The 21,610-nt window shown below is 49.8% G+C and carries 17 protein-coding genes; 5 read left to right on the forward strand and 12 right to left on the reverse strand.

The features are described from left to right. Positions 1–10: 10 nt before the first annotated feature. Both AC5JLB_RS25305 and AC5JLB_RS25310 read right to left on the reverse strand, forming a co-directional pair. Positions 11–2,389, reverse strand: coding sequence for a hypothetical protein (locus AC5JLB_RS25305; protein WP_495876597.1), 2,379 nt, complete (start codon positions 2,387–2,389; stop codon positions 11–13). Then, positions 2,386–2,880, reverse strand: a complete 495-nt coding sequence (locus AC5JLB_RS25310) for a hypothetical protein (RefSeq protein WP_495876598.1) — start codon at positions 2,878–2,880, stop codon at positions 2,386–2,388. The genes AC5JLB_RS25305 and AC5JLB_RS25310 overlap by 4 nt, the downstream gene beginning before the upstream one ends. 371 nt (positions 2,881–3,251) lie before the next feature. On the opposite strand from AC5JLB_RS25310, the gene AC5JLB_RS25315 reads away from it, so the two are divergent. Next, entirely contained in the window at positions 3,252–3,818 is a 567-nt protein-coding gene (locus AC5JLB_RS25315; protein ID WP_495876599.1) for a Uma2 family endonuclease, read from the forward strand. A 25-nt stretch (positions 3,819–3,843) separates the two neighbouring features. On the opposite strand, the gene AC5JLB_RS25320 is transcribed toward AC5JLB_RS25315, so the two are convergent. From AC5JLB_RS25320 to AC5JLB_RS25350, 7 genes are all read right to left on the reverse strand, one after another. Beyond that, a complete protein-coding gene (locus tag AC5JLB_RS25320; protein WP_495876600.1) occupies positions 3,844–4,770 on the reverse strand; it encodes a pentapeptide repeat-containing protein in 927 nt (308 codons plus the stop codon). Positions 4,771–5,054: 284 nt separating this feature from the next. Next, a complete protein-coding gene (locus tag AC5JLB_RS25325; RefSeq protein WP_495876601.1) occupies positions 5,055–5,354 on the reverse strand; it encodes an HNH endonuclease in 300 nt (99 codons plus the stop codon). Between the two features lie 215 nt (positions 5,355–5,569). Beyond that, positions 5,570–6,187, reverse strand: a complete 618-nt coding sequence (locus tag AC5JLB_RS25330; RefSeq protein WP_495876602.1) for a hypothetical protein — start codon at positions 6,185–6,187, stop codon at positions 5,570–5,572. A gap of 139 nt (positions 6,188–6,326) precedes the next feature. Next, positions 6,327–6,563, reverse strand: coding sequence for a hypothetical protein (locus tag AC5JLB_RS25335; RefSeq protein ID WP_495876603.1), 237 nt, complete (start codon positions 6,561–6,563; stop codon positions 6,327–6,329). Further along, positions 6,563–6,850: a hypothetical protein gene (locus tag AC5JLB_RS25340; protein WP_495876604.1), complete on the reverse strand. Its 288-nt coding sequence runs from the start codon at positions 6,848–6,850 to the stop codon at positions 6,563–6,565. The genes AC5JLB_RS25335 and AC5JLB_RS25340 overlap by 1 nt, the downstream gene beginning before the upstream one ends. A gap of 11 nt (positions 6,851–6,861) precedes the next feature. Further along, positions 6,862–7,326 (reverse strand): hypothetical protein, encoded by a 465-nt coding sequence (locus tag AC5JLB_RS25345; protein ID WP_495876605.1) that lies wholly within the window; start codon positions 7,324–7,326, stop codon positions 6,862–6,864. Positions 7,327–7,406: 80 nt separating this feature from the next. Beyond that, complete coding sequence (locus tag AC5JLB_RS25350) at positions 7,407–7,658, reverse strand: hypothetical protein (protein WP_495876606.1); 252 nt, start codon at positions 7,656–7,658, stop codon at positions 7,407–7,409. A 167-nt stretch (positions 7,659–7,825) separates the two neighbouring features. Between AC5JLB_RS25350 and AC5JLB_RS25355 the strand changes: the two genes are divergently transcribed. The 4 genes from AC5JLB_RS25355 (at position 7,826) to AC5JLB_RS25370 (ending at position 10,086) form a co-directional block, all read left to right on the forward strand. Next, complete coding sequence (locus tag AC5JLB_RS25355) at positions 7,826–8,068, forward strand: helix-turn-helix domain-containing protein (RefSeq protein WP_495876607.1); 243 nt, start codon at positions 7,826–7,828, stop codon at positions 8,066–8,068. A gap of 101 nt (positions 8,069–8,169) precedes the next feature. Then, positions 8,170–8,976: a DUF3800 domain-containing protein gene (locus tag AC5JLB_RS25360; RefSeq protein WP_495876608.1), complete on the forward strand. Its 807-nt coding sequence runs from the start codon at positions 8,170–8,172 to the stop codon at positions 8,974–8,976. Between the two features lie 199 nt (positions 8,977–9,175). Next, positions 9,176–9,625, forward strand: coding sequence for a DUF6932 family protein (locus AC5JLB_RS25365; protein WP_495876609.1), 450 nt, complete (start codon positions 9,176–9,178; stop codon positions 9,623–9,625). After that, positions 9,622–10,086 carry a ribbon-helix-helix domain-containing protein gene (locus AC5JLB_RS25370; protein WP_495876610.1) on the forward strand — a complete coding sequence of 155 codons (465 nt, stop codon included), beginning with the start codon at positions 9,622–9,624 and terminating at the stop codon, positions 10,084–10,086. The genes AC5JLB_RS25365 and AC5JLB_RS25370 overlap by 4 nt, the downstream gene beginning before the upstream one ends. Positions 10,087–10,156: 70 nt before the next feature. Here the strand turns inward: AC5JLB_RS25370 and AC5JLB_RS25375 are convergent, their stop codons facing one another. From AC5JLB_RS25375 to AC5JLB_RS25385, 3 genes are all read right to left on the reverse strand, one after another. Next, positions 10,157–10,555 (reverse strand): helix-turn-helix domain-containing protein, encoded by a 399-nt coding sequence (locus AC5JLB_RS25375; protein ID WP_495876611.1) that lies wholly within the window; start codon positions 10,553–10,555, stop codon positions 10,157–10,159. Next, entirely contained in the window at positions 10,539–10,832 is a 294-nt protein-coding gene (locus tag AC5JLB_RS25380) for a type II toxin-antitoxin system HigB family toxin (RefSeq protein ID WP_495876612.1), read from the reverse strand. Before AC5JLB_RS25380 ends, AC5JLB_RS25375 begins: the two co-directional genes overlap by 17 nt. A gap of 160 nt (positions 10,833–10,992) precedes the next feature. Next, positions 10,993–21,522, reverse strand: a complete 10,530-nt coding sequence (locus AC5JLB_RS25385) for a tape measure protein (RefSeq protein WP_495876613.1) — start codon at positions 21,520–21,522, stop codon at positions 10,993–10,995. Between the last annotated feature and the right edge of the window lie 88 nt (positions 21,523–21,610).

Below are 21,610 nucleotides of genomic sequence, written 5' to 3' on the forward strand. Positions count from 1 at the left end.
TGTAGATTTCCTACAGGAGGTTGCTCCACTGCGTTCCACTCATCTCTTCCCACTGATCTTGAGTGAGGTCTTCCCAGTCGATCGACCCTACCCCATCACTACCCAATCCAAAGGCAAACACGCCCTGCTCTGGGTTCGAGTAGCCCACAAAGCTAAATCCCATTGCAAACCCAGCTCTCACATCCGGCTGAGGACGAATCGCAAACCCAAGTGCAAACTCACCCGCGTCCTCAATGGGAGCGAGGTCATAGGTGCGATCGCGGCTCGTGAAACTAAACCCAAGTGCCAACTCCCCTGCATCGGTTTGCTGATAGACCGGAGCAACAATTGCTGGGTTATTCGCATCCACAAAACCTAATAACATCCCATCAAAACTAATGACGCATCGCCGCTCTGCCATCGCGATCGCGAACCCATCCATCAGGTATGCTGCTGTGCCATCCAGTTCAACCACATCGCCCCGCGAGAGCGGAGCATAGGCAAACCAGCCATCATTCAAATCTGTCGTGATACTGGCTCCCTTGTAACGTCCCCAAAAGATGTTGCCCCATGCCGAGGCAAGACGGCTGGCTTCGGCTTTTGCGTTGGCAATGCCCCCACTCACCCCGCCCGACTCCACAACTGCCGAGAGATACTCAAAGCTGAGTTCTTTGCGACGCGGGCGAAACGGACTTGTCGCATCACTCGGAAACTTACCTTTCCCTGACACCGTAATGTCTTGGGTCGTAAACGGCGGTGAGTAGGTATCGGGTGCGGGCGGCTGGGCTTGCCCAGAATTGGACGTGACAACGGTATTGCTGGCATCGACCAGCACCATCAAATTCGCCGAATCGTAGTACAGCGATTGCTTAATCAGCTTCTCTCTCAAGGTATCGGTGAGATCCGGATAAAGAACTGGAATCACCTTCAGCACCTGCGTCTCGCTCTGCCATTCCCCAAAGGTGCGCTCTCGCCACGTCTGCACTTGCCGCTCTGCCTCATGCATTGATCGCATGGAGCGATATTGCGTCACGTTGGCAGGCAACGCTTTGTAGCCAAAATCCGCCGGAATCACTGTCCCGATCGCCTTGTAGGTGCGTGTGGTGATTTTAGGTCCATTGCCCAATTTCTCTAGCTCTGGGATATCTTGAGGGTCGTCATCCTCATCGGTTGTGCCTCCACCAATGGCTGGGGTTGTCACCACCGCAGGCGTTAGCTCATAGCGATATACCACATGCGTTTCTTCGGTCAGAGCCAGTGTTCTCAATGGGAAATTCTGAACGAGAGCCTTCGGATAGGTCGATAGAATCTCTTTAAACACTGAGTCGAATAATTGATAAATCTGCGTCACATGCTCTAACAACCGACCTTGATTGCCTTGGCTACACTTGCTCTCCCCGGCTTTCCCTGTCAGTGGTGCGTTGACCTCATACTGAAAGGTCTCAATCCGACATTCTGAATCGATTAGGGCAGTTCTGCCAAACGCAGGCACATCCCGTACAAAATCAATTGGAAACACGAGTCCTTCAGGTTGTGCTGTCCAGCTTTGCACCGTGCGGAGCTTCTTGGCGCGATCGAACTGGTCGAGCGTCCGCGTGCGCTTGGTGATAATTTCTGCCGCAGAAGATGATCCTGCGAGTAATGCAGGTCCATACTCTTCGCTCTGAGTCTCGGTTACATCGCCCGTTTTGCGAACGATCGTCACCTTGCCCCGAATCAGCACCTCTTCTGAGGGTTGATCGCCTTCCAGCCGTGAATAGTCTGCCGAATCACTCGCCGCATTGAGGCTGAGGATTGGAGCCGATTGCTGGGCATTAATGCTACTCGCACGCACATTGCCGTTACTATCCACCCACAGAAAATATCCTGCTGCGGCTGCGATCGCGCCTGCTTGCTGGAGATAGTTACCCTCTAGCAGCCGTGGGGAGGGGTGATTGAGAGAACCGGGAACCGAGTCGATGAGGCTTGGGCATCCCGCCGCCGCTAACAGTCGGTTAATAATTTCACCCCGCGAATTGCTTGTGCCAAGGCAGATCCCCGATTTGTCTCCCTTACCCTCTTTGAAATTGAGCAGAGCAAATACATCGCCCACTTGCAGCGTTAGCTTGCGAGTCTTCAGATCAAATCCGCTGTCAAGAATAAATAGTCGTCCACCTCTTGGGGATGGGCGCAATATCCCGGATGTATCCGCAATCTGGACAATGATCGGGTTGCCTCGACTCCAACGGCTGTTGCGCCTGTCGTCCAAGCTCTCAAACCCGTTTGGACGCCCTAGAACAATTTCTCCAGTGAAAATGACCAAGCCAGATTGGTCAAGTTTCGAGTCACTGCCCCGAAAACTGACTAATGCAGGCGTGCAGTCCAGTCCTGCGATCGTGGCTTGATAATTGCGAATGCTCAGGTTAATCATGCCACCACCCGATCTAGTTCTTTCAGCACAAACCGCGCCAAGTAGCGATATTGCAGATTTGCCGTCTCCTCCGCCTTTGGCTCAAACATCCGAACGGCATATACAGCAGGGTAAGCAATGCCGCCGCCGTCAATTGGGGTGATGTCTCCGGCTGTCTGCCTGGTGGGTGCGATCGCATCCTCAATGTAAGGCTGGATCGTATCTGAAAGGTAGATTTGAGAATCCTGCTGGTTGCGCCGATGCCGCTCTGCCCTGGCAAAAATCGCCCACAGTACACGCCACTGCTCAATTCCGACGTAGGTTTGAATTGTCCAAACGAACTTTGCCTCATACAAGCTGCCATCGCTTACAGGCGAACCGAATAACGAATATTCCACTTCTCCAGTCGATGAAATCACCCGCTCATAGCCACCTTGGGCAAAGCGTGAGGAGATGCGATCGCCCAACGTCAGCGAGAAGGTATCAATGCTCAGGGTTAATGTTCGGGTCATGGGGCAGCGCTCAAACTGCCCCATAATTCCTACTGAGAGCGCAAGCTAGAGCCTGCGCCCTTATTCATGTAGTCGGCGAGGAAGTGGGTTAAAAGAGAGAGGGCAGGAAAGTTTCCGAGAGCCTTCTCTTGTGTTTATGCCTTGGATTTTAACCGGAATGTACAGGTAAGCGGAAACGCTCAAATCGCCTGACCGCAAGGCTTTCTGCTTTACGACTTAGCACAAACATATGTTTATGGCTATACTAAACTCATAGCAACGTATATCTATAAGCCTGTAAAATCATAAACACTTAACAACACAGTTTCCGATTTCTGTCGGGAGCAATCCTCGGGTCACGCGTGCTTATGGCTATAAACACCCGGAAAACAATGACTTTTGAAGATTATTTGTCCTATGATGACGGGACAGATAATCGCTATGAGTTGGTAGACGGGGAGTTAGTTGAATTGCCACCGGAATCTGAACCGAACAGCGCGATCGTAGACTATCTCTTTCTCAGGCTAGTAGGGATTGGGCTGTCGTTCCGCCTGATTAAACGTCACAATTGTGAAGTTCAAGTTCCCGTTCTGCAAGTGAACGATACTCAAAATCGTTTCCCCGATTTAGTGGTGTTGAGACCAGAGCATCTCGCTCTGACTCAGAAACGCCTCACCATCAAGTTAGACATGCCTCCGCCTCAGTTGGTGGTTGAGGTCGTGAGTCCAGGTAGGATTAACCGAGAGCGAGACTACAAAAGTAAGCGCGAGCAGTATGAGCGTGTAGGCATTCCTGAGTATTGGATTATCGACCCCGAACAGCAAGCCGTTACAGTCTTAAAGCTTGCAGGCAGCAAGTACAGTGACGTTGGTATGTTTAAGGGCAACGATGCCATTGTTTCTGAGACCTTCCCTCAACTGATCTTGACACCAGCAGAAGTCTTTGCAGCAGCGCAGTAAGCGGAGCCAATCTGGGCGTTAGGAGTCACTTCTTAGGAGCTAGCTCCTTGCAGTCGCGATCATGATCAATTGTTATATTGCTTGGTAGACGCGTATCGCATAGCTTTGCCTGGCTCAGTTCTCGCTCTGTTATCTGTGCACCTGATAGGATAGCTCTATTGAGGTTGGCTTTACTGAGGTCGGCTCCGCTAAGGTTGGCATTGCTAAAGTTAGTCTGAAAGAGAATGGCTCCCTTGAGGTTGGCTTTACTAAGATTGGCTTTGGTGAGGTCAGCATCACTGAGATAAGCTTCACTGAGGTTGGCTTCGCTAAGGTTAACGTTCTTAAGACTGGCTTTGTTGAGGCGAATTTTGCTAATCTCCGTTTTGCTAAGATTAGTGCTGTCGAGGTTAGATTTTTCCAGAAGACCACCCCTCTCCTTCTCATCAGGTTTTTCCTTCTTAAGTTCTGCGTCAGGGACATGATTGAGTAGATCAGCCGCTCTCAGAAACTGAAAAAGCAGGTTTTGTCTTTCGGTATTTAAATCTCGTAGAGCGGTCGTGGTTCTCGCCTGAGCCAAAATAAATTCATCAGAGTCAGTTTTGGCTTGACGCAACTTATCTTTTAGCAGTTGAGTCATTTGGTCGAAGTACTTTTCTAGGGTCTCTTGTTTAGCCCGATTATCAGCTGATTGTGTGTCTTGATCTTTCGCCACCTGTTGAAACTTCCAAGCTGCCCCTAATAGGACCAATGGGACAATCAATAATTGTAGAAAGTCCCATCCCTTCTTCTCTCCAAATCCTGTCCACCGCCAGAACCGTCTGAAACAGTTGGAATCATGCTTCTCGGCTTCGACTGCTTTTACTGCCGCCTCAAAGGAGTGGTCTTTACCATTTTTCCATAACTCATATCCTTTGATACAGACCTGCTCATACGTAAAGGAAGGGGACTTTTTGGGACTGGGTTCTGACATCTGCGACTACGGGTGGATGAATGCATTCTTGAGAACATACATCAAATGATACGCAGTTCACTCTCACTAAAACAATGATGTTCAGACTAGACTGCTACCCTTCCATCCCGGAGTAGACCAATGAACCGGCAAGGACTTCACTGAAAGGGATTTAGAGCAGGTTGGCACGCTAATGTCACGAGCAATTTAGAGAGTTCTACAGCCAAAGCCCCGCTTAGAAATCAAGGTTGGGCTTTATTGGCTTACTGGTTCCCGCTGGGTTACGATTCAGCGGGTATTTTGCTTTAATCCTCCCAGACCAACTCTCGCCAGTTGGGAGGAATCAACCCTTTTCTGAGTGCCCTTGCAACCATCCCTTGATGACTTCGATCTGCCCTGAGTGTATGGCAGATGACGCACAGCGTTCTTAGGTTCTCATCGATGTTTGTCCCTCCTTTGCTTAATGGGATCTTGTGGTCAATGTGGCATTCATTGAGGTTAACGGCTATGTTGCACCGTTGGCATTGAGCGCGATCGCGGTTGTGGATGCGTTGTCTTGTCAGGTTCCAGATCTCTCTGGGTTGTCGTTTGTGTTTCCTTGCCATGCCTTGCCAAAACTCGCCCTAACTTGCCTTGCCATAACTAGACTCACCGCACCTAACCTCGACTCGCCACGCCGGACCTCAATTGCGACCTATAGCCGCTTCAATAAGAGTTCTGTATATCCATGCCTTGCCTTGCCAGAACTCGCCTTACCAAACCTGACCCTGCCCCGCCTTACCTCACCCTGCCAGAACGAGCCAAGCCACACCTCGTGAGCTTATGCCGCTTTCTTTGACGCTAATTCAGCCACATCAAACAGCATAAGCTCAAACCTGCCGTAGCCGATTGACCGTCCATCCGCGATGCCCGTAAACCGGCCTGCATCAAGTACCGCCGCCTCCATCTCCCCACGAGACACGATCGTTTTATCCCACTGAACGTGGAATGTTGCCGACCATCCAGACGACGCACCGATTCGATAGCGCAAGTTTCTAGCTCGTGTGCTGGGATTTCTCACGCCTTGAACATCCAGGAACACAGACAATTCAGGGTTTTGCTCAGGTTCCTCTGGAACTCGCAACACCTCACCATCACGCTCAATAAAGATAAAGTCTTCCTCAACCTGCAACGTTGCTGAGATGAACGGCTGCAATGTGCCCCGCTTGCGTGGGGTATGCTTTGCACCATCTCTAATCGATGCAAACAGATAGCTCGACTTGACGTAAAGCCTGCGATCTCCCGTCATCAACACGGTTTTCTTCCACTCTTCAGGATCATGACCTGCAACGCCTGTTTTCTCTTGCTTTTCAAGCGGTAGCGCATCGGGGCCAAAATGATGCCAGAGCAGGGGACGGACACCACGCACTGTAATCTTTGCTCTAAGAATATTCGCCATACTGTTCTTTCCTAAATTTGTGAACGGTCAACACGTCAACCCAGCTGATACAAACAAAACTGCTCTGCACTCTCTAGCCCCAGTTCTTGCAGAATCTCGGATTCATCGAGTGCAACGGTGATCGCTGAGAGGTTAGATTCTAGATTTCACGGGATGTCAAGCCCTGCATTTCCAGTTCTAGGGCTTGATCGGTGGCTTGCGCTAGTAGTTCAACTAACTGGCTCAGAGCTTCACGGCGGTGTGGCTCAATACATTGATCCTGTTTTGCCGCCATAATCTCTTTTAAGCGCTCTAGAACTTCAGAGAGGTCATATTTCTCCTCAAAGTGTTCGAGAATATCTTTTAAGGTAAAACCTTGTCCACGGATAGCAGCCATTACTCCACCTCTCCAATGATGCGATCTTCGTGAATAATCTCGATATCGTCCCCTTCCTCTCCAGTTTCGATGTTGTAGTCCCATCCAGGATCACAGTTCTCTGCAAAGGCGATCGCGACCCGTGTGAAGCGACAGCCGCAGATTCTGCCCTCGGAAATCTCTCCTTTTCGATCGCCTCTAGCTTTGTACTGGACGGTTTGCCAAAGCTTGTATTTTGGTTCTGGCGTGGGATTGCTCAGATAGGTGTAGAGTTTTTGCTCAAGTTTGGTTAATGCTGCTTTCGTCATGATTCTCTCCATTACGCGAGTTGATGGACACAAACCTGCTCTGCGCTCTCTAAGCCCAGTTCTTGCAGAATGAACGTTGCAATCCAGTGGGGAAATTGAACGAGCGAGAGTTCAATTCCATTGGCAAACACGCCTAGAAAGTGCGATCGTCCAAAGGTTACAACCGCTTCATCCACCAAAGCATCGGGATCACGAATCACTGATAGCAACAGATCAGCCTCATCACCGCCGCCCCGCAAGCCATCTTGCGCGTAGCGAACGATTGAAGCCGCTTCGGGCGGGAGACAGGAGTGCTTCAAAACTAACTGGGTGTCAATTAGATCAAGGCATTCCTTTGCAAGCTCTCTAGCTGCTACTTCTGCCTGTTGGACGCTAGAAGCAGCGTATTCTTTGCCATTGATGATGAAGCACGTTAAACCGTAGAAGTCGTCGCTAGACTTTTCAATTTCAGTTCTCGTTGCCGTTTTAGTTGCCATGATTCAAGCCCTGTTTCTAGTGAAGTGCTGTAGAGGGAGCGAGGTATCTCGAATCGATTCGAGATACCTGTGAGGGGTGTTTAGAAGGGCAAGTAATCTGGCAATACTTCGTAGACCTCATAACCCTGCAACCTCTGCGTCACCTTCTGATGAGTGATTTCGCGCATCACGTCAACAAAGCGGTCTGAGAGCGTTTCAACGGTGAGGCACTTCTCATCGCTAGTACGACGGTTTATCAGAGTGATGATGTGGGTGTAAATCTGCGGTGTAGGCGCTAAGGTTTCGACGAAGATGTGACCCGCGATCGGGACTTGGACGGATGATTGAGGCATAATTGGAGAAATCCTTTAATTAGGGGTTTGAAGAGGGTGGTTTTCGTTTACTAGGCGCGACCGCCCTCTCTTGTTTTGCATGTTAGTCCCATTTGATGAGACGTGTCAACCGTTGACACGTACTATTTATGAGACTACGATAGATGTAGTCTTGTTAGATGGGACTTATGAATCGGATACAGGAGTTTGGAAAAGAGAAAGGAATCCCAAGTGCCAACAAGTTTTGGCAAAAGACAGGGTTGCCTAGAGCTACTGCCTTTCGGCTGTGGCGAGACAGAAATATTTACCCAGACAGGGCAACTGTTGAGGCAATATGTAGAACACTTAATGCCCAGCCTGGAGACTTCCTTGTTTTTATTGCAGATGGAGAATCGATAGGGGAGTCTGAAGCGCTGAGCGTTAAGGCATGATTCAGCGATCGCATAGGAGAAACACCATGACCGACGCCAACCGTATTGAAGCCATCGAAACCGATCTCGAAGTCGTCAAAGAGTTTTTATAAGAAGCAATCGTGATTCACAATAAAACCGAATTTGCGCTGTATATGGACGAGAGCGGAAGTGCCAAACCCAGTCCCAGGGATGCAGCACCATACTTTGCAGTAGGCGGAGTATTGGTTAAACGACAGGATGAGTCGGTAATCGCCAACCAAATCATCGAATTTAAGAGGCGTTGGGAAATTTCAGAAAATACCGCTTTACACGGTAATGAAATCCGCTCTCGTAAGAAAAATTTTGCTTGGTTAGGTCTGAAGCCAAAAGAGGAACAAGATGCATTCTTGTGCGATTTATCGAACACCATTACATGTTGCCCGATAATCGTTCACGCCTGCGTTGTCTCAAGACAGGGCTACTTAAAGAGGTATTTCGAGAGATATGGCGAAAAAACCTGGGAAATGCTGAAGAGCGCTTTCATGATCCTGATTGAACGATCTGCTAAGTACGCCTCTCAGAACGATGGAAAATTGATGGTCTACTACGAGAAAGCAGGAAAGAATGAAGACCGTTTGATGGAAGAGCACTTTGACACCATTCGCTCTGAAGGTCATCCGTTTGCTTTGGAAGGCTCAGCCAAGTATGATCCTCTCTCTCCTGGCACGCTAGATAATATTCTTTGTGGCATAGAGGGTAAGACCAAGCAGAATTTGCTTATTCAGGTAGCCGATCTTTGCTTACATCCTGTCGTCAGGGCTAAAGATCAATCAGAGAATACAGCCTTTCAAGCCTTGAGGCAAAATCAGCGATTGGTGGATTCTGTGCTCCAAGAAGATCAGCTACCAACTATGGGAATTAAATACTATTGCTTTGAAGACCCTTAAAACACTGAAACCGCCTCCGTAGTCATTTGACTAGTTGGCGGTTGGTGCGGCAGTCATACGACTACCCCTGGGCTAGGCCCTCTACTTGATCGTATTTCACGATTCTTCGCAAGTCAATTAAATTCCTGAATCGATGCGATCGCAATGTTTCACCTTGAAGCTGGTAAGCCATGTCTTATGATTTAAAGAGATAAGCGCTATGATTCCAATATTCAGTGCTAACGGCAACTTACCACCTGGCATCCATCGTTGTACATGGGAAAAGTTTGTGGAGCGTTTTGGAATCACACCACATCGCTTGAGCCTAATTGCTGGACTTAAGAAAGCAATGGAACACTTACAGATAGCAGGGTGTTGCACCATCTACATAGATGGCAGTTTTGTAACTAATAAGTTGATCCCTGGCGATTTCGACGCCTGCTGGGAAACCAAAGGTGTTGATGCAGAAAAACTAATCTCAATCGCCCCATCCTTATTGGACTTTTCCAACCAACGAGCCGCCCAAAAAGCAGAGTATGGCGGAGAGCTATTTTTTGCTGGAGTGCCCGCAGATGCTGCCGGAACTTTATTTCTAGACTTCTTCCAGATAGATAGAAATGGTGGGCCTAAAGGAATTATTGCTATTGACTTAGAGAGGTGGCAGCCGTGATTGAAAACGATCATCAATATCGCGTCACACAGATTCAAGCTCAGAAGTTTGAAAAGGCTTTGGAGCAAATACTTCAAACGCCCGAACAAGAACGCAAAACCAATCCCCTGCTTTGGCAAGCCCAAATCTCTGCTTTGGAGAGTCAGCTTAGCGATCTGCGCGAAGAAATGGAGGAGTACAACAAAAGCAACATTAAGACCAAACTGGCTCAACCTAAACATGAAATAATTACTAAACACGAAATAATTGTGGTAACGCTCACCTATTCAGAGCGCGATCGCAAGCGCAAGCGCAAGCGCTCTGGACAAATTCAATCCATGCGTATCTTTATCAAAGTAACAGCAGATTTAGAAAAAGATTTAGAAATACTGGCAGCTAAACAAAATCGCTCTGTCAGCGATTTGCTGGAAACAATGGCTAAGGACGCTGTCGATCAAGCAAAGAAGGAAGGAAAGTTATGATTAATCCTTTTAACGTTGGCACAGACTCATCTCTTGTGTTTCCCATCAAGAAAGGGGTTGGGCTGTGATGTTAAATAAACAAACTAGGGGAGACGTGGAAGAACTCTCCTAACGCTTTAGCTTGTGCCTTGCTGATCGACCGCTTACCGTTCACAACCTCCGACACCACTCCTTTGGAACCAAGGATTCCAACTAAATCGGCTTGCCTTGTGCCTGCTGACTCCATCAAATGTTCAAGCATCTCCTGAGGAGTAGACGGATCCATTGGATAGTTCGCGGTTTCATACGTTTCAATCAGAGCAACCAAAAGATCAAAGATTGCCGCCTGCTCTGGGGTGTGATCCTTGCACCCCATCAGCTTCTCTACAGCCTCAAGCGCTCGATCGTACTCTGCTTCAGAGCTGATCACTTGAGGCTGAAACTCTACTAGGAGTTGACCATAGCTGTTTCTGTCAAAAGTAAGGGTCATCTTTCCATACCCCCTTGTCATAGTCTGCATGAGTTAGAAAATACTTGTAGTACACCGTTTGCCGCTCATAATTGATCCCAACGATGAGGCGATAGCTTTTGATGTTGAAAACGGTGAGATTTCCGACCGCTTCAGCATCGCGATACACGGTGCGAACTTCCTCTAGGTTTTTCCAAGAAGCTTGTTTGACAACCCGATACCAGGCTCCAATCTTCCTACTAACATCTGGATACTTTGTCGCACCTGAACGCAGGTTGCGTATAGCAATGAGGCGCATAAAGCTTTGTCCTTTCGATAACCGTTAATTTATGCATACTGGAACTACCCTTACTCGCAAACTGTGACCCTATGTTCTCACTTTGAGAACCGTTTGTCAAGTAAGTTCCTCAGGCTCAACGGTTAATTTCTCCCACTTGACGAGAGTTAGTCTGGGAGGATTAAAGATTTCGTAGGCTAGAACCTGCGCTGCGGTTTGTGTAGTCGGCATAATCATCGATCGGGGTTTGGCTGTTGAACGTCAGGCTGCGTGGCGTGTTGGCTAGTTTCTCAATCCGATCGCTCACTCGGTTTAGCGCTGCAAGCATATCGCCTCCATTGAAGGCGGCTTTATTCACTGCCGATGCTACTTCAATCGATCGCGGGCCTCCAGCGCTCACTGCTTGATTCAGTCTTGTGGCAGTGTCGGCAACATCTCCAAACCCGCTCTTAGAGGCAATCAGACTGAGAAACTCTTTCTCTCTACCAGAACTAAGGTTCAATGCTGTCAGAATCGCTTCTTTCTGCCCTTCCTGCCCACGAAATTCGTTGCCCGTAATGGCTTGGCTGAATGCCCGTCGAGCATTATCGTAAGCAGTAATGTCATTGCCCGATAGCGTTAGCCCTCCAGATGCACCAACGCCACCACCTAACCCGCTCGACGATGCACCGCCCGCGCCACCTGTGACACCTCCGCCAACGCCTAGTTGGTCTTGCAGTTGTGCTTGCTCACGCTCCCTCGACCGTTGGTTTTTGGCATTTTCTGCCTGCAATGCATCACGGTTCGTTTGCTGCTGAACGGCTTGCACTTTTTCCTCTTTAGCGATGCGCTTATCGAGTTCATTATTTTGCTGCTGAGCAATGTTGAGTCCTTCATCCGAAATTCCCAACCCCTTGTTCGCGTTAGCTAGGTAGTCTTGTGCGGATGAAATCTCCTCTGCATCCCCTGATTTCTTCGCTAAACGCAATTCCTTCTGAGCGTCCAACACATTTCGCTGTGCCGCATTCTGAGCATACTTTGCCTCATTGATCGCCTTTCTTGCTGAAACTTTCTCTAGCTCAAGTTGAATGGTTAACGACTCACGTTCAAGCTGCTGTTGCCGCTCTAGGATGGCAAGCTTCTCTCGGTCGGCTTCCAACTCCAATGACTGACGATTTTGCGTCAAGGTCAGTACATCAGTTGGCTGAGAGCCTGACACTCCACTGCCCCCAAGCTGCTGCTGTAATACCGCTCTGAGGTTCTTGCCTGTCTCTTTCGATTGCAACGCTTTGACAGCATCAATATTTTCATTTGTCCGATCGATGCCAATCTTCAAACTGCTCTGGCGAGCATCCGCGATCGCGCTCGTCAACTTCAACTCAGTCTCAAGTGCCGTCTTTTTGTTATTGAGCGATCGCTGCTCTGCTTCAGCAACCTGAGCAATTTTCTTCAGCTCAATCTGTGCCGAGAGTTCAACAATCTTATCCCGTTGCGCTCTGGAATTCTGAGCAATTTGCAGTTTGCGATCTTCTGCCTCCTTATCAGACAAGACTTTGACCGTTTCTTGTTCTGGCTTAGGAGCGTCAATATCAAACCCCAAATCCTTGAAGAACTCATATTTCCGTTGCTCTCTGGGGTCAACAGGGCGATTCACGACTTGAGCCGTGTTGAGGCGTGTCACCTCAGCATCTTCTTTCCCAAGCTGGTCAAAGCGTTGCTGTGCGGCGTCACGTTCTGCGGTTGCTGAGGCAATCCCAGTCTTGAGGCCGACAAAACTACTGCTATCGAGGCCACCTAATTTGAAATTGATGCTGCGATCGCTGAGCTGAGCATCAATACTGGCGTTCACCAACTTAGAAGTACGCTCAAACTTCTCGATAATCTTGCGGTTAATTGCCTCTCGCAGGGCCAGCTCCTGCTCCGCTTGACGTACAGACAAATCAGCCAAGCTATTGCTGAGGTCTTGACTCCGCTTTTCATATTCTTCTTTCTTGACGATGCCACGGGCAAACGCTGACTCTAATTCATCTAACTGAGATTGAGTGCTTGACTGTTGAGCGTTAGCGGTATTCAGCCCAATTTGTGCTTGGGCGATGCCCGCATCTTCCTCAGAAATTGACTTGCCAATTTTCTGTCGAATCAGCCCCACCGTGGCCGTCGATTCCTGCTGTTTGATTTGGGCTTCACGTTTACGCGCAGAGCGCTCAATTTCAGCCAGTTTCACGGCTTCGGCTGCTTTGACAGCAGCTACTTCATTCTGGGCGTTCTGCACCTCTTGATCACTGATGCGATCGCCAATCTCCCGCCGTTGCTTCTCATATTCTTCGGCAGACAATGTGCCCGCCGCAAATGCCGCCTCAATGCCGTCTAATTGTTGCTTGGTACTATCGAGTTCGGCTTTGCCCTTGGTGACTTGCAGGTTGGCACTTTCAGCACTGGCATCGGCTTCATAAATCGAGCCAGCCTTTTGTTTCTCTAGCAGCCCAATTTGAGCAGTGTTGGCATCACGTTTAAGCTGCGATTCGCGCTGCTGAGTTGTTTTCTGAATTTCGGCAAGTTTTGCCGATTCTTCGGCTTTCTGGAGGGCGATTCGAGTTCTTGAACCCTCCACCTCAAGCGCGTTCCTCCCGTCAACCGCTTTTTTGTAGTTGATCAGGTCGTCTAGTAGCTTTTTCTTACCGTCATCATTTGTTTTGACAGACTGAAGATCCCCAACCGACGAATCAAGGCTGATCTGCTTCCCGTTCGAGCCAGTCAAACCCTGCAAAGTATTTTGTATTTCAGCAGCGTTAAGCTTGGGCTGTATTTCAGCAATAACCTTTTGATTGCCTTCTAATTTTGCAGTTGCCCGCTTATCCTCCTGCCCCGCTGCTTGAACTGGAGCATTAATACTTGCATTGACATCACTACCAAAATTTTCTATCTGAGCTTTGAGATCCTTCGCTGTGCCGATATTGAACTGAATATCGGCATTGCGCTCTACCTCTTCCAGTTTGAGATTCATCTCACCCAGCGCAACCTTGAGATCCAAAACGCGATCGGCGGCTGTGCCAAAACTCTTCTCTATCTGGGACAGAACGGATTGTCCTTTATCTAAGGCTGCAATCTCTGAACTAATTCGAGTTTTTTCGGCGTCAGTTTTAGCACTTTTTAGCTGTTCTTTGCGCCCATCGATTTGTTGTTTAATGCTGGACTGTAGTTCAGTAATCGGTGCAGTGGCTTTCGCTCGTTCGCTGGTCAGAGCCTGAATTTGCTCGTCAAGCTGGCCCAGTCGCGTCTTGTCTGCTTTAGGCTTAGCGGCTAAGCCATTGCGTTGAGCCTGAAGCACCGACACCTGCTGATCAATGCCCTGAGCTTTGGCAAGGCTCTCACGAATATCGGCAGTTCCGCGTCTACCTTTCTCATCTACAGTATCGATTTGGCCGCTATAAATCTGGCTTAACAGGCTGTTTGTAGCGTCTGACCCCTTGTTAAACTCGATTTGAGATTTCTGTTGCTGCAACTCTGCAACAGTGGTGAGCCTGCCAAAATCTTTGTCTGCCCCAAAGAATTGGTTTACCCCACTATTAATATTGTTGGCGAAATTAAGAACATCGTCGGTTTTGAATGAAGCCCCTGTCTTATCTAATCCTGTTAACCCAAGCAGCCCCAAGCTAAGGTCAAATCCCTTCGATTCGCTCGGTTTATTGGGGACATCATCAATTTCACCACGAGCCGCCCGTGCTGCTTTTGCAATGCGTTGGAGGGACTTCTCGCCCTGGTCTGCAAAGGCTTTGAACTTTTGCCCCTCCTCATCTAGTCCGAACACTTCTCCGATCGCTCGTCCTGCTTCGATCGCGCCGAGGGTTGCGATCGTTGCTATTCCAAAATCAAGCGCAAGTTTGCGAGCGCTGCCTCCAACAGAGAGAGCACCCTCCTTTAAAGCCCCTAATCCTGCCTTAATTCTTTCAACAGGTAGAAGCTGTGCAGCAAGTGGGGCAAGTAGCGGGCGACCGACAATAGTGGCAAACGTTAGAAAGGTTGGAACCAGCACATTCAGGCTGTTGCCCAGCACATCAAGCCCCTTTGCTGCCCCATCGACTGCAAACGCATTCGGTGTAAACAGCTTTCCGAACTTCTCCTGAAGTTGCTGAGATGAATTGCCCAACCGATTGAACGAACTTTGAATGTTTTGTGAGGCACTTTCAGCACTGCCCGCAAACTCAACCTGTAACTGACGGGCAAACTTCGGTAAGAAGTCGTTTGCCGTCACAGAACCCGTTTCGAGAAACTTATTAAGCTCTGCCTCAGTCGCGCCCATCGCACGGGCAGCAATGCTAAACGCGCCCGGAATCCTTTCTCCTAGTTGACCCCGCAACTCCTCAGCCTGGACCTTGCCCTTACTGGCAATCTGAGACAGAGCCAAAATTGCCCCACCTGATTCTTCAGCACTCAGCCCCAACGTGGTAGACGCCTGCCCTAAGCCTGTGACTAAATCCTTCGTCACTTGCCCTGCTAGAGCCGTTCCTTTAGTTGAGGCGGAGAGTTTAACAAATCCCTCTTGCAGTGCCCCTAACGGGACGCCTAGCCGTGTTGCCTCGCCTCGGATAAACGCTAGATCCTTCGCCGCATTACCTGCCCCACCAGAGCCGAAACTGAGGGCGGTTTTGAGGTTGTCAAGCTTAATTGCCGCGTTGACCGACTCTTTACCAAAGTTGGTGATAATCGGGACAATGTTCGACAGGACTTGGAAGCCGATAAACCCTGCGATCGCAGTCTTAGCAAAACCGCCAATCTTATTGAGCGACAGCCCAAAGATCTCAGTTGCACCAACCCCTTCCTGGAACCTCTGTTTTAATCCGGTGATGGCTGAGCCAAGCTCATTGAGTAATCCCTTCTGAGCGGCTTGCGCCGATGCCTTTACGGGGGGTGTGTCTGCTACATTTTTAAGAATGCCGCCCGTATTCTTTTCAAAAGCGTAGGCGTCGGTTTCAAGTGCCTTCACTGCTCCTAGCTGAGTCCCCTTTGCACCCCCACGACGAGCAATTTCTACTGATTTATCAACCTGCGATCGCTGGGCCTGAGTCAGTGAGTCACGCCGCAACAGGTCTACGTTTTGCCCTGACGCTGCCTCTTCTAGGCCAATCTTGCCACCATCCAGCTGAACGCTGTGCCGTCCTTCATGGGTAAGCGACTTCAGTTGCTCTGAATACCTGTGAAGTTGTTCCGTTCGCTTTGAGAGAATGCCAGCGATCGTGTTATCAATCACGATCGTGTTTTGCTCAATGTCGAAAAATGCTTGTGCCCCTAGTTTCTTAAGGCGATTACCATCAACCGACAGCTTTGGAATATTGCTGGGGTTGTAAGCGGCTCCCGACAGTTTGACAATCTCTTCGTAGATTGCTTCGTAGTTATTGCGAATTTGGGCAGCTTTCTTTTGGTTGTTGGGCAGCAGTGGCCTAAACCGCTCTACCAGCCCCCTCGCTCCCGTTGGAGCCTGTGCTCTAGCCAGTCCCTCAATAGGTGGCTCTTGGAATGGCTCAACTGCTTTTTGAACCTTGGGAACCGTGAGCGATGCCGCGATCGCACCCTTAAACGGAAGCGCTCTCAGCACTCCAGCACCTGGAACCACGCCCGTCAGTGCGTCTAATCCGGCGTTGAGCGATCTGGCGGCAATATTGCCAACCCCAAACCCTGCAATGTCTCCAGTTAGATCTTTGCCAGATGACCGTCCGCGTGTAATGGCTTGCCGTGCAACTAATGCCCCGACCAAATCTCCTGTCAGTTCAGGCACAATGCCATATTTCGCGCCAATCTGAGAGGCAGCAAATCCGGCTGTATTGACCGCTAGATCGATCGCTCTGGGAGACTTGGCGATCGCGCCTAATGTGCCCTGAATGGTTTGCTGTGGCTGGACTTCAAACTGTTTTGCAGCAAAGTTGGTGAGCTTGCGAAATCCCTCTTTCAGCGTTGTGCCTAGCGTTGCTGTTACAGGCTCAACATCATCTAGAGCAACTCTCGCAAGCCCTTTCACACGAGTGCTCTGAGCCTCGATTGTGACCGTCTTGATCGCGTCGTTTCGCTCAGTTCTAGCCGCATTGAGGCTGGGGTTATTGCGAACTGTGTTTTCGATTCGTCCTTGCGTTCCAGACAGCGATCGCAACGTTTCACCAGACAGGTTTTGACCCTTAAGTTGATCAATCTCTGCGATCTCATTCTGCGATGAAGACAAAATCTCATTGATGAGTTTTTCGCGTTTCTTGCCCGTTGCCGTTTGCAGTTGGGCTAACCGCTTATTGATATCTTTCTCAGCCTTAGAGAGGCGCTTTAGAGCATCTTTCTCAGCCGATTTATCAAAGCCTGCGATCGGGCTACCATCCCGATTAATTTCGGCTTGAACTTGCGCTAAGACCTGATCGACTTGCGGCTGATTGCGAAACGCTTTGAGCCGCTCGATCAGGTTGTCTTTCGTGGTCTTGCTGTTGGTTCCCTTAATCCCTAACTTGCGTGTGGCAGCCAGCAACTGAGGGTTGGTGAATTGCTCAAACGAAGGTGCAAGGTCGGTTTGAGCCGCTCCGCTTTGAGTTGATCTACTCTGAGCAGGTAATACCTTAGTTGGAACAAGAACAGGAGCATCAACCGCTTTGGATGACGACGGCAATGCTTTATTCGATGCAGCAGGTAATGCTTTGGGCTGATCTTGAGGTAATGCCGCTTTTAAGGTCGCTTCCCCTGCCTTGCCGACAGTACCCTGAATCAACTTACCGCCAAGAATCACCGTCCCAGCCTGCACCGCCATTTCACCCGCAGATGCCGTTAGGCTTTGAATCGCTCCCGTAACTGCGCTCGTAATCGGGGTGGCAGCGGGCGCGAGTACATTCGGGACGGTATGCCCAAACAGGGTTGCTGTTTGCGGAATCGCCTGAGCAATTAGCCCCGATGCCGAAGCTGATGCGGCCTCCCCTGCTGCACCCGTGAGCGGTGTAATTGCCCCACTCAGAAGGTGACTCAGCCCTTCAGAGGCAATCTGCCCACCAGGGAGAAAGTGAGTTGCCGCCGCAAATGTAGCGGCTGGTAGTGCAGTTTGCTGCAACACTCCCTTGGTCAAACGTCCAAACGGCAACGCATCTAGTGCTACTCCTTCAGCAATAGAGGCGATTTTGTAACCTGTCTTCGCGATCGCAAACAGACCTTTCGTTGCACCACCTAACCCGCCGATGAATGCCTGTGCTGCATCAGAGTTGGCAACAATCCGAAATACACTGACTGCCTTCTTACTGGCCTCTGTCACTTCTCGAATTGCAGTGCCCGTTCCCTCAACCGTGCCTCTCGCGACGTTGCCTGCGGTCTGTGCGATCGCAGCATTGCGTTCTTGCCTGACTACTCTCTGCTGTGCCTGATTGCGGCTCAGCTCTAGCACTTTGGGCTGTAATGCACCAATTTCGATTTGACCCAATGAGGCAATTAGCTCTTTCTTTTTCAGCTTGTCGGCATTCTCAATGCCAAACTCTTGCGCCAACGGCACTAAGACTTTACGTCGATTCAGCGTGGGCAGAATTTCTGCGACTTGCGATCGTGCCTTTGCAGGTTTGCGCTCAACCTCGTTCGCAAATTCATCGGTGAGTCGCTCTAATTGGTCAATTTCCTCATTGAATTGAGTACTAATTTGCTCATAGAGACTGACAATTTCATCAGTCGGCAAAATATCGATATTCTGGGCTTGTGCTAGCAGCGGTTCAAGCCCTGCACCAATGGCGGCAACCTTTTGCTGAAACTGTGCAAATTCTTCTGAGGTGTCAACCGTGACAGTTTTCGCGATCGCTTGGGCATTGGCTAAGGCACTATCTTGCTTGCTCGAAACTAATTCCTGAACCTTAGTCCCACCTACGCCGATCGATTCTTTAAAGTCTCGCTTGGCGAAAATGGCGGTTTTACCCGATTGCAGATTGGCTTTTGCTGCCGTCTGATATTCCTTTTTCGCCGCATCCGACTGAGCAATTAAATCTCGGTATTGAGCGGTATAACTGCCTCCACTGGCTTTCAGTTCTTCAAATGCTGCGATCGCTTTGCTGATCGATTGGGTGAATAGCTCAATTTCTTTTTTGACCGAGCCAGTCGTCTTACCTTTGAGGTCAGAGTATTCCTTTTCGTATTTCCGCAATTCTTCAATCGAGCGATCAAGCCCTGCTTCAGAAGGGGGACGATCGCGGGTGGCTTGAATTGCCGAAAATACCTTCTCTGGTCGTTTCTGCGACTGATCTAACGCAAACGATAGAGCGCTCCGACCTTTCTTGCCTACATACTCTGGAATCAACTGATCAGGCAGAATTCCGGGCAGCAAGGATTGGAACTTGTCTTGAACAATTGGTGCCGAGAGGTAGTCTCGCAGGCTGTGACCTGTCCCCACACCCGGAGCCACAAATGTATTCTCAATCGGGTTGCCCACCAACGCGCCCAGCAATCCCGACTTCTTCAGCCGTTCGGTAAAGTCGTCTCCGGGCTGCGCCCCCCGACCTTCCTTCGGAGTAAAGGTGGTAAAGAGCGATCGCACAATCTCGTCATTGCCGCCCTGAATCGAGGTAAAGTTCTCGCTCGGTCGCTGCGTCAGACCCGTGATTGGAGCGCCCAGGCCGACGCCTTTGATGTTGGTTCCGGTCAACTCACCGAGTCGCACTAAATCAGCAACATCTGCTCCGCCTGCTGAGTAGCCCACACTGTAGACGGGCTTGTTCGTCGCTTGCTGATAGGCTTTTGCCTCTGCTGCTGCCCGGATTACTTCCGGAGTTGCGCCGGAGAAGACGCCTGTATCAATGAACTTGAGATAGTCCTGGGGAATAGCATTCTGAAGTCCCGATTTTTGCAGCAGTGCCTCAAACGTCTTAGAGAGCAACGGCGCGTTAGAATCGCGATACTCGTTTGAGAGTGGTTGAATGAATGCACCCGGTGCAATCCGCTCTAATTGAGGTTTGAGCAGTTGAGCGCCGGATTTGCCGCCTGCGTTGTTCAATCCTCCAGTGGCATAGAGAACCGCATTCGATCGCTCAATCTCCCGTTTGCGAACCGGGTCGATCGTGATGGTTGGAACGAGTTCTTCAACTTGTTTTGCCGCTTTTGCCAACTGCACATCTTTGTTGATTCGCAGTGCAGGCGCAACTTGCTGCAATCCATACCCTGCTACACGAAATGCCGCTTCAGACGCCCCGCGTGGCAACGGATTCTCAGCACTAAACTCTTGGAAGATCTGCTTTGCGCCTTTCTGGTTAACGAAGAAGTCAACCGCAATTTTAGAAAGCTGCTGCTCAAACTGTTGACCCGCCGACCTTACCTTCTCTGGGTCGATAAACCCATCGGCAAACTGACCCAAGCGAGCGATGTCTTTTCGGAGAGCCTCTACCCCTTCATACCCAAAATCCTTAGCCGCCACCCGTTCAAAGGATTGGGCTTTGCTAACCACATACTGCTCAGATTTGGCTCCAATTTTTTCGAGAAACCCATTGGCTTGCTGCGAGAACCCAGCACTGATTTTCTGCCCGATCGCAAGGCTGATCCCTTGCCCCAAACTACCGACGATATTGGTCAGAGGTGAAAATACCGCCCCACTGCTGGCAACTTTGACCTTAGAGTTAGAAACCTGTTTGGAGATGTCTTCTCCAATCTGTTTCCCAGTTGAGCTAAATTCGCTCGTTGCCTGCTGGAAGACATTTTGCAGATTGGAGGTATCAACTAAATGTTGTGCCTCTAATCGAATCGTTGCGCCTGCAAACGCTTGAATGTTGGTTAAGTCAGATTGGAACCCTTGGGCTTGCTCTCTCGCTGTCAGCAGTTGGGAAATGTCGGTCTGAACGGCGATCGGGATGGCAGCAGCGGCACTCGTGTCTTGCAGGTTTTTCTGCGTCCTATCAAGCTGCCCATTTAGCGCCGTAAGTCCTGAATCATCAACTGTTGGGCTAATCGGTTTGGAGCGGAATAGATTGACCGTCTCTGTCCAGTGCCGTTGCTTTAGGTCTAAATGTTTGTTGAGATCGGTAAGTCGTGAATCATCGACAATGGCGCTCAGCTTAAAGGTGCGGTCTCCAAACCCCTGAAGCTGTCTGTCGAGCGCATTCAGTCCTGTACCCGTCGCCTGCACAGAAACATTAACCGTCCGATTCGTAACCTGAGCTAGCCGTTTGTCGAGCGCGTCCAGTCCAGAAACGTCAGCCTTTGCCGACACCGTAAAGCTGCGATTGCGATAGATGGCAAGCTTTTGGTCAATGCCATTGTTATCCAGCTCAACCGCAAATCGAACCGTGCGATCGCGGGTCAATCTCTCTAACTTTTGCTCAATGCCGTTATCGCTTAGAGCAATGCTAAGGTTAACGCTGCGATCGCGGGTTAAGGTTTTGAGTTGTGATTCGACTGGGTTGAAATTAGCGCTAACCGCTAGCCCAATCGTGCGATTTTGCCCTAACGTTCCTAGCTTCTGCTCTAGTCCATTCGTGTTGAGATTGATGGATAGATTAACGCTGCGATCGCGGGTCAGGGTTTTGAGTTGTGATTCAACTGCGTTCAGGTTTGCGATCGCAACTTGAACCCCAATAACTGGCTTGATTTGGGAGAGGTTGTTGACCTGTTGTCGCAGTGCCCGTGTGTCGAGGGTTGCTGCAAACGCAATCTGACCACCCTTGAGGGATTGCAACTGTTTCAGGTCGCGATCGAACGTCTCGCGCTCAAGAACAAGCTCAATCCCAAGCGACCCTACAATCTCAGTCATGCTCTAACCCAGAAAATCTGGGCTAGAGTTCCTATGAGCTAGAATTGCCGCAGTCATACAGTAACCCCGCCTCTCACCATGAGAACAG

The sequence above is a fragment of the Myxacorys chilensis genome, from assembly GCF_059505265.1.

Excerpts from the sequence above, each read along its gene's own strand:
- AC5JLB_RS25340 (WP_495876604.1), bottom strand. The coding sequence starts at position 6,850 with ATGACGAAAGCAGCATTAACCAAACTTGAGCAAAAACTCTACACCTAT.
- AC5JLB_RS25365 (WP_495876609.1), top strand. The coding sequence starts at position 9,176 with ATGATTCCAATATTCAGTGCTAACGGCAACTTACCACCTGGCATCCAT.
- AC5JLB_RS25325 (WP_495876601.1), bottom strand. The coding sequence starts at position 5,354 with ATGGCAAGGAAACACAAACGACAACCCAGAGAGATCTGGAACCTGACA.
- AC5JLB_RS25335 (WP_495876603.1), bottom strand. The coding sequence starts at position 6,563 with ATGGCTGCTATCCGTGGACAAGGTTTTACCTTAAAAGATATTCTCGAA.
- AC5JLB_RS25305 (WP_495876597.1), bottom strand. The coding sequence starts at position 2,389 with ATGATTAACCTGAGCATTCGCAATTATCAAGCCACGATCGCAGGACTG.
- AC5JLB_RS25320 (WP_495876600.1), bottom strand. The coding sequence starts at position 4,770 with ATGTCAGAACCCAGTCCCAAAAAGTCCCCTTCCTTTACGTATGAGCAG.
- AC5JLB_RS25350 (WP_495876606.1), bottom strand. The coding sequence starts at position 7,658 with ATGCCTCAATCATCCGTCCAAGTCCCGATCGCGGGTCACATCTTCGTC.
- AC5JLB_RS25355 (WP_495876607.1), top strand. The coding sequence starts at position 7,826 with ATGAATCGGATACAGGAGTTTGGAAAAGAGAAAGGAATCCCAAGTGCC.
- AC5JLB_RS25315 (WP_495876599.1), top strand. The coding sequence starts at position 3,252 with ATGACTTTTGAAGATTATTTGTCCTATGATGACGGGACAGATAATCGC.
- AC5JLB_RS25385 (WP_495876613.1), bottom strand. The coding sequence starts at position 21,522 with ATGACTGAGATTGTAGGGTCGCTTGGGATTGAGCTTGTTCTTGAGCGC.
- AC5JLB_RS25345 (WP_495876605.1), bottom strand. The coding sequence starts at position 7,326 with ATGGCAACTAAAACGGCAACGAGAACTGAAATTGAAAAGTCTAGCGAC.
- AC5JLB_RS25330 (WP_495876602.1), bottom strand. The coding sequence starts at position 6,187 with ATGGCGAATATTCTTAGAGCAAAGATTACAGTGCGTGGTGTCCGTCCC.
- AC5JLB_RS25310 (WP_495876598.1), bottom strand. The coding sequence starts at position 2,880 with ATGACCCGAACATTAACCCTGAGCATTGATACCTTCTCGCTGACGTTG.
- AC5JLB_RS25380 (WP_495876612.1), bottom strand. The coding sequence starts at position 10,832 with ATGCGCCTCATTGCTATACGCAACCTGCGTTCAGGTGCGACAAAGTAT.
- AC5JLB_RS25375 (WP_495876611.1), bottom strand. The coding sequence starts at position 10,555 with ATGACCCTTACTTTTGACAGAAACAGCTATGGTCAACTCCTAGTAGAG.